The organism is Rhodopirellula sp. JB055 (assembly GCF_043100905.1).
Lineage (GTDB): Bacteria > Planctomycetota > Planctomycetia > Pirellulales > Pirellulaceae > Rhodopirellula.
The window spans coordinates 1-12,661 of record NZ_JBICHO010000617.1 but is presented as its reverse complement, the minus strand read 5'-3'; the positions used below and the strand labels follow the sequence as shown (position 1 = coordinate 12,661).

The window sequence follows — 12,661 nt, the reverse complement described above, 5'->3', positions numbered from 1 at the left end:
ACGCCTTTGTAACTGAACGGTTACCTCGACTACTGCTGCGTGTTGCTCTCGTTGACCGGCAAGATGGCGGCGCTCTATGTAAATAACTTTGACGACCCCGATTCTGTTGCTGCGGTATGTGAAGTCGAACAACTCTCGTCCGGTTTGTCGCGAAAAATCTGGCAGAAGATCATGATCCTCAACCAGTCGATTGGAATCGCAACGCCCACACGCAACCCCAACCCCCAGTGACCATGTCGCCAGCCAGATCTCGCAGTCCCAAGCCCCTTCAAAAGCGACTGCTCGACGCAGCAAAAGAATTGTCCGACCAAGTCGACCAGCTCGAATTCGCAGAACCAGTCACCCACGTCTACAACCCACTGCGATACGCCTGGGGACTTCATGAGCAATACGTGCGGCAAATCGGAAGCGACGCGCACGTGTTGTTCCTCGGTATGAACCCAGGACCATGGGGCATGGCTCAAACCGGAGTCCCGTTCGGCGAAATCAATGCCGTCACGCAGTGGATGGGACTCAAAGGCGAGGTCAAACGCCCCGCCGACGAACATCCCAAACGTCCCGTCGATGGACTGAATTGCTCGCGCAGCGAAGTCAGCGGCAGACGACTGTGGGGACTGATCTCTGAAAGGTATCCCCAGCCGGCCGATTTCTTTCAGCAACACTTCGTCGCGAATTATTGCCCGCTCGTGTTCATGGAAGCAGGTGGAAAGAATCGAACGCCCGACAAATTGCCGGCTGAAGAACGAGACAAACTGCAAGCGATCTGCGATGCACACTTGGCAAAGGTCATCACCGCGGCTCCCTGGACCGACTTGGTTGGCGTCGGCGCCTTCGCAGAAAACTGTCTCAAACGAGTTGTGAAAGGAATGGCAGAGGACCAGGCTCCATCCGCGAAAAAACCATCCAATCGAAACGGCGTTGCGTCTCAAACACCAATGAATATTCATCGGATTTTGCACCCCAGTCCCGCCTCCCCCGCAGCTAACAAAGACTGGGCAGGGAAAGCGACCCGTCAACTGGCCGACGCGAAAATCTGGTAAGACCAAAGGGGGTCTCAACGCCCCATGCAAGTTGCAAATTTCAGGTGCTCGCCCGCTCACGAGGTCTGCTAAACTGACGACACTTCGACCAGAGAGCCGGGGATGACCCCCTCGGTGGAAAATGCACTCGCTTGGGGCAATGAATTGGTGGATTCCGTTTCGCAGTATCGCCGTCGGACTCGGCTGACCGCTTACGCCGTCAGTTCATTGATTGGGATCCTCTTGATACTGCTCAACGTTCCCTGGCGGTACGCGCAGGTCAGCGACAGTTGGATGGGCCAACCATTCACCATGACGCAACAAGTTCCCACCCTGAGCCCCGAACAAATCACCCGGGCAGGCTGGCCGTGGCGTTACCAAGTGTTGATCGATGACGGTTCCGAGGGCAACTTGGCTCGACCAAAACCCAGCAACGCCCTGGCCGCCATTGAGATTGCGAAACACACCCCAAAGTACTGGTCAAGCGGAGCGTTGTTGTGTGACGCGGTGTTCGCTCTGGCATTGGTGTACCTGGTGTTTCGCTTGTGGTGCTGGCGAGGCGAGCGCATCGCAGTCTCAGAGAATCCAGAGCGAACACGACGCAGGTTTGACGTTTCCGTCGCGGTGGGATGCTTTCTGTTTCCGGCCGGTTTGATCTTCAGCAGCCACTGGATTGCCAAAACCCACTTGGCGAAAATTCAATCGGTGGGTGGCCACGGTGCTTATCAATTTACCTTCGAAGCTCCCGCATTTCTTGAGAAAAGGATTCCTACGCAACTGCACCCAAGCTTTTTGCGTTTGCGACGGGTCGAGATTTTGTCACCGACCAACGAGGCTCTGCAAACACTGTTCGAAACACCCACGCTGCGGTCGGTTTTTATCACCGACGGAACCTTGGACGAACACTCGCTCGATCCACTCTCTCGTGCTACCGAATTGACCAGCCTAGCGCTGAGTCACTCGTCAATTTCCCGCAGCGTCTGCGAAGACATCCGCAACTGTGAGCGTCTGATCTTTCTTGGAATCAAGAAATGCAACGTGGATGCTGAGATGGTCACGCCAATCAACGAAATGGACAAGCTTCAGCACGTGGATCTGCGTGGAAACCCGTTGAGTCTCAGTGTCGTCTCCAAACCGAAGTGGTCTTCCAGTTGCCGCTCTCTGCTACTAAGCCGTCCGCGGCCCGGCCAAGAAGGCCACCTGAATCTTTCTCAGTGGCCCAACTTGGTACGTTTGTCCGTTCGCGATTCGATCCGAATCTACAACGAAGCGACGCTGAAACTGTCGCTCACCGACATGCCCTCCTTGCAGACCATCGAACTGGATCGCTCGCAAAAGCATTCCTTGCACGCACGAAACCTACCCCGGTTCCGACAAATCGTGGAACCGATCGACTTGATGTTACTGTACGGCCGAGAAGACCGACTCAATGGCCTGACTCGATTTGAATCCATCGACTTGCGGAATGTGCCAAACCTCCGTCGATTGGAGTGCCATGCCGCGGATTTGAAAGAACTTCGCTTGGAAGATGTTGGTCGACTGAAAGAAATCTCGTTGGGCGTCTACGGATACAACTCTCATGGTCTGATCACCTCGGAAGATCCAATCGTCGTGGGAAACGACGCGTGGATCCAGGAGATCGCTCAAACGCCTTCACTGACCAAGGTCGATTTGGCCGGCGTTCACTTTTCGGCGGATTCATTCGAACAACTGGCCTCACTTTCCTATCTGAAGCAACTCCACATTCAAAAAGCGAATCTCACCCCCGCGGATCTGAGTTGGGTGTTTGGATTGGACCAACTGCAATCCCTCGCCATTCGCGATTGTCGAATTTCAGCCGAATGGCTTCAGAGATGCCTCGCGGAGCTTCCGAAACTCCGCAGCCTCCACGCCGATCTTTCTGACCTGGAAGAACTGACGATTGCAGAGAATCAAAGCTTGACCACGTTGGATGATTTCGAAGTTTCCAAGATGACTCGCTTGGAACTGCGAAGTCTGCCTCGACTTCGAGGTTCGATTCAAATTCGTGGTGAAATTGAAGAGTTGCGATTGGTCGATCTGCCGGTTCTCGATGAACTTTTGATCGAAAGCCCTTGGCCTCAAAAGGCGACGCTACAAGGCCTGACCAAGCTGCGTTACTTCGGTGGTGGAGGCCCCGAACTCGACGACCAAGTGATCGACCAACTGCTGAAATTCAAACGGATTGACCACTTGATGCTGGCCTATCCTAAAATTTCAAAGGATCGACTCGAGGCGTTGGGACAGTACTGGCATTTGACCGGATTGGAGGTCCCTGGGTGCCAGGTGGACGATGAAGTGGCGTCCCACTGGACGAAACTGCTTCGTCTGCGAGTCGCGAATTTTGATGACACCCAGATTTCGTCTCGCACGTTTCATTGGCTACATGCGATTCCCTCCTTGCGCAGACTTTCCATCGCTCGCGTGCCCTTGGACGCCGACGCGCGACGCACGGTCAGCTCGCTGACCCAGCTGTCGTCCTTGAATCTCAGCGGCGTCGACTTTCCGGCCGAAGACCTGCAACGCTTGCTGGCGGCCGGCAATCTCGAAGCTCTGAATCTGGCGGGCTGCCCCTTGAATGAAGATCATCTGCGAGTCCTTGGCGAATCCAATTCGCTCCGCCGCGTGGTGCTGAAAGACTGTCTCTTGCGGCCCCAACAAATTGCGAATCTGCTTCGCCTGAACCCTCGGTTGACCTTGGATCTCGGCGTTCAAGACCAAACCTTCTTCGTCAACTTCGCACCTCCTCATCGCGCGCGTTTGATCGGCTGTCGCGTTCGCGGCCGATCGTTGATGGCACCGAACCGACATCCGTTCCCACCGTCCAAACCGCGTGACAGAATCGTGCTGGACGAGTCAGCGTTCCCCGACGACATCCGCGATCGCGAAAACGCGGACCCTATGATTCAACTCGTTTCGGGCAATTCCGATGCAGAGGTGATTCCCGAATCGCATCATCACACCGTCGTGGACTTGGCCGAATTCAGAATGCAATCCGAGCGAGCCTTTTCGACCGAGTTGTTCCGCTTGGACAACGAACTGGCCGCCAACAAGTGATCGCCCGACGGCCAGGGGCCCAGCGAACGAGCCCAGCGAACAAGCCCTGCGAGTGAACCATCCATGCAGAGTGAATCAGCGACGCATGGTCACCCAGCGGCGCACCTGTGATTCCAGCGTCCAGCTCAAACAGCTCGGACGGGTTGTCGTTGACGAGAAGCCAAACCGCCCAGGACGATCGATCCTCCGACCAACAACGTGAACGCGACTAGAATCACAATCCCGGTCGCAGCCAAACGTTCTCGCAACTGCCTATCAGCGATGGCTGTTTCCAGCACATGCTGGTCTTCCGGCTCAATTCGAATCAGAACTGCTTTTTCGAACTTCGTCTCATCGCCCACTTGGACACTGCCTTCGTAGCGACGAACCACCAATTCATCACGAATCCAATCGATGTCCAATGGAATCATCTCTGGTTCGGTTGCCCAATCATGCTGGGCATACAACGTGTCGACGTAACTCTGGACCGCCGCACGAGCATAAACATCAAGCAACTCGTCGGCTTCTTCCACGGAACCGCTTGGTCCCGATGTCACCACCATGCTGTATTCTTCCGACGGTCCGCCAGCATTCTTGATCGGTTCTTCAATCCATCCGGGACGATCCACGGGATAGATCAAATGCGACAACGGCGCCACGCTGAGTTCCGCCGCGTCGTCCTCGTCCCGTTCTGCCTCGACTTTCACTTCGTCGTCGGCGAAACACTGACAAGTGGACGAGAGGTTCCAACCAGGTAAACCACCCAAAAGGAACACGGCTGCGGCGATCGGCATCCATCGATATTCAGACGGTTGAAATTGCATCGGCTTTCACCCAAGGAGCTGACAATTGAGTCATCACGATCACGCCGCCGGCAATCAACATGCCTGCGGGTTGTGGAACGGGAACGATTTGGTGCACCACCCATTCGCCCACCACCGCGACGGTGACTGCCCACAGGCTCAACCGAACGCGCCGTAGCGGGTCGACTGGTTTCCACATGCGAAGCAGTGCGAACAGCAACGCGAAATGCCCCATCATGGCGGCCGCTTTGGGCACACCCGATTCCATGTAGAACGAGACGGGAAGCACCGTTGCATCAATGTCTCGTCCCAAGCCTTCGTCCATGGGGACCATTAGAAAGTGCCCCAGCGCGAACGCCAGCAAACCCAAACAGGCTCCCCAAGACGAGGACACCAGACGGCGAACCAAACCTTCACCATCGCTGCCTTCCCAGAACTTCCCGATTCCCAGCAAACCAAATGCCCCCAGCCAAATCACCAACGCCATCCAGACATAAGGTGCCAAAGCCATGGGAGTGAACGGGGTGCTACGCATCCCAATCACCGAACTGAGCAACAACAGGACGCCAGCCACAATCATGGAGGTCATTCCCGATGTGGCCCACTCTGCCGATCGCGACAAACGTGTTCGCTCGGACAAACTGGTTCGCAACAACGATCGAACCTGAGCCTTCGTCATCGCCGGTTTGGCAACCGGATGAAGGTTCGCAGCCGCGTGCGCACGCTGGTCGTTCTGCGCCCCGTGTTGCGACTCGGTTGAGGTCGGTGAATAAGACGTTGGCTCAGACAGTTGCAACACGACGTGACGGATCACGTAGTAGGGAACGTAAAAGAATCCCACCATGGACAGCACCGGCAACAACCAGTGCGTGTTGACCAACAAAATCGTGACAGCAGAAATCGCCAAGACCAATTTGATCCCGGGAGATGTTTCGAGTGATCGCCACCAACTTTGTGCGTCCGACAAACAGTTCCGAACGGCGCGGGCAATCGGTTCTTCGCCCGCCGATGAATTCAAAACCATGGATGCTCCGCCCGCGCTGGACGATGCTTCCCCGGCTGCGAATACTGGATCGGAGGACCGCCTATTCTTCCCGTGCAAACGAGAGACATCATCGGAAGATGGATTTGATTCGGAAGTCACGACTTGCGCCAATACCGGCGTCTCGTCCGATGGCATCGAAGCCAACGATAGCATTTCCGCCACATCGCGAGGACGCTTTCGCGGGTCCTTTTGCAGACAACGGTGAATCACGTTGCGATACTGATTCGGCACACGCGACAAATCGGGCGAGTCGGTGAGATGTTTGACGATGATCTCTTGCGGGGTTTCTCCATCAAACGGCAGATCGCCGGTCAGCATCTCAAACAAGATCACGCCGAGCGCGTACAAGTCGATTTCGCGACCGTACTGTCCACGGCCAATCTCGGGGGCCATGTAGTGGAACGTTCCGATGCTTTCGGTGTGCCCACTGCGATGCGAAGCCGAAATGAATTTGCTGAGCCCGTAGTCCCCGACTTTGACGATGCCATTGTCGTCAAACAAGTTGCCTGGTTTGATGTCACGATGGACCAAACCGGCGGAGTGCAAATGAGCGACACCGGCCGCCGCACCGGCGAACCAATGCCGGACTTGCGATTCAAACAGACCGCTGGGCAACACATTGCGAGTATCCGATTCAGCGGACTTGGCCGCCTCATCCATGACCTCTCGTAGGTTCGGTCCCGCGACATATTCCATCACCACCCAAGCTTGGTCATCCGCATCGCGACACACGTCGTGAAGTGAGACCAAGTTCAGATGTTTGAGGTTCAAACAGTGCGAGACACCTCGCAGTTCGACCTCCAAGTTCCTTTGAATTCGTTTGAGCGCGACTTCCTTGCCCGCTTGGCTGACCGCGAAATACACTTCGCCAAATCCCCCCACGCCGATGCCACGACGGATCGTGTATCGGTCCAGGACCAGGTCGTTGGGGGAGTGGGTGAATTTCATCGGGCGAGATGTTGCCAAAGGAGTCGAGTAGTCCGCGGGAAGTCCCATTGTATCGGCCAAAGCACTCATCGCATGCCTTTTCATCAAGACGAGAACGTTCCGTCAGGTTCACTCGGACGGTCACACGGGGAGCACGATGCTCCCCGCGTCAGACGGATCACAGCGACGAGTCGTTGTTTTCTTCATCCAGTTGAATCGAAACGTAGGCCTGGTCGTCGCCACCATCCAGCTTTTGCATGTAAGCGGTGACATCATCGAGCAGGTTTTCGTCCGAAGGTTCGTCCAAGTTGATCTCGCCGAAGTATTCGACATCGACCTTCATGGTTTCCTCTTCCACGTCGATTCGCGTGGCAATGTCGTCCAGCAAACGCCGAGTGTCCGACAGGGCACTGTCGTCAAGATGCAATTGCGTGCTGGTTTGAGCCACACGCAGAGCGCCCAAGCGAGCCTGCAGGTTCTCAACTTCGACTTCCAACTGGCGTTTTGCGTCCAACATGGCGTCCATCCGCTCCGAAGCAGCGGCCAACGAAGCTTCGCGGGCGGCCAGCATTTGACGGAGTTTTTCCGAGGTTTGTTGCCGTGTTTGGAATCGTTTGAAGCGATTCCCCAGATCGGATTTCACCTGGGCCGAGGTGTAAGTGACTCCGCCGTAGGAATAAACGGAGCTGTCATCACGCAGATCATTTGTCAATCGCTCGATGTCCGTTTTGGCTTTCGCTAACTTCTCGTCCGTCGCAGACAGCTCACGTTGCAAGCGAACCACCTCGGTTTTTTCCTGAGCGATACGGCGAGCGTTTTGCTGAATTTCAGGTTTCAGATCAACGATCAATTGGCGGGCACGGTTCAGTTCCCATTCCAATGGCACGGCGTCACTGGCGGAATTGGTCAAATAGGACCAGCCGCAACGTGCGTAGCTGCCAATTGGTGTGGCGATCGTCAAACCAGACAACAAGGTGGCAGCGGTTCCTGCCAACACTAGTTTTTTGAGCATAGTCGTTCTCCTGAGAAAACAATTCGTGGGATTGGGGACGGGGTCAGTGCCGTCTCACCGTGTTCTTCGTTCCAGGCAGTCGCGTCTTGGCAAACGGGCGCAAAAAAACCGAAAAACCCGATTTCCGAGTGAATTTGGGCGACCTGCAACGCCTCGGCTCCGTAGAAATGCAGTGTCCTCAACGAATGATTTTCTTCCTTTCCCGCTATTTCAGCGTGTTCCAGTCGCATTCAACGTAGGTTTTCGATAAACCACACTGATTCTTCGGAATCGATTTTGCCGAACCTAGACCTGGGTGAAGCCATCTTGAATGGTCCTGGGGAAACAACCATGTCAACTTCATCGCCAACACCGAATCCGTCCGAATGGGTGCCGTCTGATACCGGCTCACCACGGCATGAAATCCAGTGCCTCGATTGGGGACGCATCACCGCCCTCTTCGATGCCGAATCGGTCCAAACCGCGTTTGGCGATTGGATAGACACCGATCTTTCGAAAATGGAAACCCGCTTGGCCGCGTTCCAATCGCGCGGGCCTTTCCAGCGAGGATTGAACGAGTCGCAGTAGGTCAAGTGATCGCATTCGTCTCGACCATTCCGACGTAGTTTCGCGCGGCCCTTTTTTGTGATTGGATTGGCCTCGACGCTGACATTTTGCTATTGTCGCGGAGGTCCAGCCTGGTTTTCGATGCTTGGACCGCAAATTCACCCGGACGGTTCCTCGGATCGCCGGATGGTTACTCGGATTGTTCGGGTTGTAGTTGAGTCGGCGATCGCATTGGCTGCAGCACACTCAGTCGGTCGATCTTGCTTGACGCAGACACATGGATCGTCTTTCCAAGACGTTCCTCCCATTCAATGCCTGACACACACCCAGCAAGGAAGCTGAGATGAATACCCCCCGTCGTCAATTCTTGGGACTCGCTGGCGGTTTGCTGGCCGGTGGACTCTCTCAAACCAAACTCTTCGGCCAAGATCCCCAGTGGACCAAACCGGTTCACCGGGTCGCTAACGCCGCTCTGTCCGCTCAAAAGCCAACTGCGACTGCCGGAGTCGGTACCGCCAAAGCCGATTTGGTTCGCGGGTTGGAAATGGCTCGCCAATCGCTTTCGCGTTCCAAAGCGGAAGTCAACGATTACACCGCTATTCTGGTGAAACGGGAACGCATTGGTGACGACGTTGGCGAACATGAATACATGTCGATCAAGGTTCGCAACCGCAAAGAAGCCAACGGCCGCTTGGTGCAACCGTTCAGTGTGTACTTGGCATTTTTGAAACCCAGCTCGGTCAAAGGTCGCGAAGTCATCTACGTCGAGAACCAAAACAATGGCAACATTGTGGCTCACGAAGGTGGTTTCAAGGGCCGCTTCCTACCGACCGTTACGATTCCGCCGACCGGAATGCTGGCGATGCGTGGGCAGCGTTATCCGATGACCGAAATCGGCGTCGAAAACATGATTTTGAAACTGATCGAACGCGGCGAAAAAGCATTGCAGTTCGAGGACGTTCACGCTGAATTCCGCAAAGGCGCTCGACTGAAGGATCGTTCTTGCACGGTGCTTCAGTTGACACAGCCCACCCGTCGCCCAGATGCAGAGTTCCACACCGCGCAGGTGTTCATGGACGACGAGCTGAACATGCCGATCCGCTACATCGCTTACGATTGGCCGGCCACTGATGGCGGCCGTGGTGAAGTGATTGAGGAGTACAACTACCTCAACTTGAAAGTCAACGTCGGGCTGACGGACAAGGATTTCGATCCGTACAACGAAGCCTACAACTTCCACTCATAGCACGCTTCACGGCGGAGACGCGGACAGAATGCAAACGGAATCCGATGCGGGGAAAACTCCGAAACAATCATTGCTCTCATGGGAGTACACTTGATTGTTTCCTTTCCCTGCATTGCCTTTCCCTCCGGCCGTCCGATTTGACGGCTGCCTTCCCCTCGGCCACCCCGGCCCTGCTGTTCGCGGAGTTTGATCATGTTTTCCATTTCTCGCCCCGCTTCGCTTGCCGCGACCTCGATCGTGGCGGCGTTCATTGGCCTGGCTTCGCTGTTTTTCATTGGATGCAATGGACCGAGCAACTCGGTTCCAACCGCCAAAATTCCTGCTGATGCAATTCAAAAACTCGTCGGACCGGAGGACGATCAGAACCTCGTTTTGATCAAATTCGGTGCACCCTGGTGCGGCCCGTGTCGGCAAGTCGACAAAGAAATTGCCTCGCTCGCAGCCACTCTGCCGGAGGATGTTCGCGTCATCACCGTCGATGTGGACACCAATCCTGAAGCTGCCGTGAATTTTGGCATCGAGGGAATCCCGCGAATGTTCTTGGTGCGAAACGGCGAAGTTCTGGCAGACGAAGTGGGGTATCGGTCTGAATCCGAACTGCGAAATTGGGTCGCGAGCTACCAGTGAGCTCAGGCGGAACCAAGCGAGCTCTCTTCCATCGATGACAGTCGGACTCCTGGCTCAGATTTGCATCTGATGCCCCACAATCTGGAACGTTTGCCGGTTCTTCTCAAATAGTCGTCTGGGAATTTTCGCTGCGGCAATCTACCGTGCTGGCTGATCGAAGCACCAAGAACAGGCGTCCCTTGCCTGGCGTTCCTCCATTTGGCCCGCCCGAATGAATTCAGCCAAAGAGAATCTTTCCAGATACGAATCCCAAGCTCCGAAGACCGGTCCCCAGACGGCGGTCTTTCCTGCTAGTCGCTACGTGTTGTTCTTCGGCTTGGCCGTTGTCGGTGGTGCCTTGGATCTGTGGAGCAAAGAAGCCATTTTCCGGTGGCGTGGCCTGCCCGGGACCAAAGATGTTCACTGGGTTATCGAAGGGTACTTTGGAATCGAAACCGCCGTGAACATCGGGGCGGTCTTTGGTTTGGGTGCGGGTCAAGGATTGGTGTTCGCCACCATCTCAGTGATCGCCGCCGTGGCCATCGTCGTCTGGTTGTTCTTCTTTCAGGCCGCCCGTTCCTGCTGGCTGACGTTCGCCCTGGGATGCATCACGGGGGGAATCATTGGCAACCTTTACGACCGGCTAGGGTTCTGGTGGGAACCAGGGATGCCCGACCAGTGGCAAAGCGGCGTTCGTGACTGGATTCTCTGGCAAGCGTCCGAGCAATGGAAATGGCCCAACTTCAACATTGCAGATTCCCTGTTGGTCACTGGAGCGACCATGTTGTTGATTCAGTCCTTCTTCTTCCCCCCAACACCACACAATGCACCCGGCGAAAATGACTCAGCGGAGGAGGACTTGGCTGGTGATGAGTCGGCAAATGCTTCCGCCAAAGGTGCCAAACCGGCCGCTTCGTGAGCACTTCGTTGATCGCTGACCCGCGTCACAAACTCGCGCACGTCTTGTGCGTGTGGCGTTGGTGGCTGTTCTGCGTGGGTTGCCTGTCCGCCATCCCGCTCGCGATCTATCAATCCGACTTGGGAATGGATCGCTCCTTGGCCGCGATGTTCGCGCCCTCCGATCCCACTCTGAACCAGTACCAGCATCTGCAACAGACATTTGGTGGCAATTTGGTCGTCATGTTGGTCTATGACGACGCTGAACTGATGACCCCGGAAGGTGTCGCTCGCAACCGACGCTGGACGACGTCTGCTGAATCGATTGACGGGGTGCGAGGCGTTCTTTCTGTTGCCAAATTGGTCGAAGCGTTTGCCTACATACGGCCGCAACTCTCGTTGCTGAGCGGATCCATCCAATCGGAATCCGCCGGCTCTTCCGCACCGTCGCTGATGCTGGCCAAAGACGATCCGGTCGCGAATTCATTCCGCGAACTTTTCGCGGGATACACGCACGGTCCCGATGAGCAAACCGCGGCGATCGTTGCGATGCTGCAACCAGGTCACACCGAGTCTGCTATCCAGGAACTACGGCGACTGGCTGTTCAAATTCCTTTGGACCGGGATCCTGTTCTGATTGGCGAACCGGTGTTGCTCGACGATGCGTTTGACATGATCCAAGCGGACGGCAACCGGCTTGCACTGGGCACGATTGGTTTGCTCAGTCTGGTCATGTTGCTAACCCTGCGAGACTACCGTGTCGTTTTGCTCGCCGCGATGGCGATCGCTTGGGCGACGGTCTGCACACGTGCATCCATCGTTGCTCTGGGGATGGAGATGTCGCTCGTGTCCACCATTTTGATCGCCATCATTGCGGTCATCGTGGTGGCGGCGGTGATGCACATAGGCGTTCGATCACGCGACCGCGATGGCAACTTGGATACTTCCGATGCAACGGAATCGATCATTCGTGTGATGGCTTTCTTGGCCATCCCGATCCTTTGGACCTGTCTCACCGATGCGGCAGGATTTGCTTCGCTTTTGAAGTCGGACGTTCGGCCGGTGCAACAGTTTGGCGCGATGACCGCCGTCGCAGCTTTGGCCATTGTCGCTTCCTTGATCTGGTTCACCGCTGCCCTGATGAGCCTGCCATCTGGAAAGCGACAGCATTCCTGCGACGCTTCTCGCGAAAAACAACCCACGTCATCCAAACGAATCCTCGTCCAATTGGTCACGACCAGTCTGCGTCATCGAAAGCTTCTCTCGTTCGCTTCCGTCATCTCCTTGGTCATCTGCACCGTCATGGTGACCAGACTCAAAACCGAAACCAGTTTCCTCAGCAACTTTCGTGACAGCAGTCGCATCGTGCAGGCGTACGACCGAGTGGAGCGACAATTGGGTGGGGCAGGCGTGTGGGATGTCATTCTATCAGCCCCCGACACGATCACCCCCGAGTATATGAATCGTGTCCGCGACTTTGAAACGAAGCTTCGCGAACTGGAGGTG

At 55.7% G+C, this 12,661-nt stretch carries 10 protein-coding genes and 1 pseudogene; 7 read left to right on the top strand and 4 right to left on the bottom strand.

The window, feature by feature from the left end; genetic code table 11:
- Positions 1-12: 12 nt before the first annotated feature.
- From ACF8AM_RS24150 to ACF8AM_RS24140, 3 genes and pseudogenes are all read left to right on the top strand, one after another.
- Positions 13-231: pseudogene (locus ACF8AM_RS24150) on the top strand (hypothetical protein); the annotation flags it as partial.
- 2 nt (positions 232-233) lie between these two features.
- The gene (locus ACF8AM_RS24145; protein WP_392558106.1) at positions 234-1,040 is read left to right on the top strand and encodes a single-stranded DNA-binding protein; all 807 of its coding nucleotides are present in this window, start codon (positions 234-236) and stop codon (positions 1,038-1,040) included.
- 114 nt (positions 1,041-1,154) lie between these two features.
- The gene (locus tag ACF8AM_RS24140; RefSeq protein ID WP_392558105.1) at positions 1,155-4,094 is read left to right on the top strand and encodes a protein kinase; all 2,940 of its coding nucleotides are present in this window, start codon (positions 1,155-1,157) and stop codon (positions 4,092-4,094) included.
- Between the two features lie 125 nt (positions 4,095-4,219).
- On the opposite strand, the gene ACF8AM_RS24135 is transcribed toward ACF8AM_RS24140, so the two are convergent.
- From ACF8AM_RS24135 to ACF8AM_RS24120, 4 genes are all read right to left on the bottom strand, one after another.
- Positions 4,220-4,867, bottom strand: a complete 648-nt coding sequence (locus tag ACF8AM_RS24135) for a hypothetical protein (RefSeq protein ID WP_392558104.1) — start codon at positions 4,865-4,867, stop codon at positions 4,220-4,222.
- A 10-nt stretch (positions 4,868-4,877) separates the two neighbouring features.
- Positions 4,878-6,953 (bottom strand): serine/threonine-protein kinase, encoded by a 2,076-nt coding sequence (locus ACF8AM_RS24130; RefSeq protein ID WP_392558103.1) that lies wholly within the window; start codon positions 6,951-6,953, stop codon positions 4,878-4,880.
- Positions 6,954-7,026: 73 nt separating this feature from the next.
- Positions 7,027-7,860, bottom strand: coding sequence for a hypothetical protein (locus ACF8AM_RS24125; RefSeq protein ID WP_392558102.1), 834 nt, complete (start codon positions 7,858-7,860; stop codon positions 7,027-7,029).
- 387 nt (positions 7,861-8,247) lie between these two features.
- On the bottom strand, positions 8,248-8,442 hold the full coding sequence (locus ACF8AM_RS24120; RefSeq protein WP_392558101.1) for a hypothetical protein: 195 nt from the start codon (positions 8,440-8,442) through the stop codon (positions 8,248-8,250).
- A 307-nt stretch (positions 8,443-8,749) separates the two neighbouring features.
- Here ACF8AM_RS24120 and ACF8AM_RS24115 point away from each other — a divergent pair, with 307 nt between their 5' ends.
- The 4 genes from ACF8AM_RS24115 to ACF8AM_RS24100 form a co-directional block, all read left to right on the top strand.
- The gene (locus ACF8AM_RS24115; RefSeq protein ID WP_392558100.1) at positions 8,750-9,652 is read left to right on the top strand and encodes a DUF1571 domain-containing protein; all 903 of its coding nucleotides are present in this window, start codon (positions 8,750-8,752) and stop codon (positions 9,650-9,652) included.
- A gap of 192 nt (positions 9,653-9,844) precedes the next feature.
- Positions 9,845-10,279, top strand: coding sequence for a thioredoxin family protein (locus ACF8AM_RS24110; RefSeq protein ID WP_392558099.1), 435 nt, complete (start codon positions 9,845-9,847; stop codon positions 10,277-10,279).
- A gap of 211 nt (positions 10,280-10,490) precedes the next feature.
- Positions 10,491-11,177, top strand: a complete 687-nt coding sequence (locus ACF8AM_RS24105; RefSeq protein ID WP_392558098.1) for a signal peptidase II — start codon at positions 10,491-10,493, stop codon at positions 11,175-11,177.
- A partial coding sequence (locus tag ACF8AM_RS24100) for an MMPL family transporter (protein ID WP_392558097.1) occupies positions 11,174-12,661 on the top strand: 1,488 nt, incomplete at its 3' end. The genes ACF8AM_RS24105 and ACF8AM_RS24100, both read left to right, overlap by 4 nt.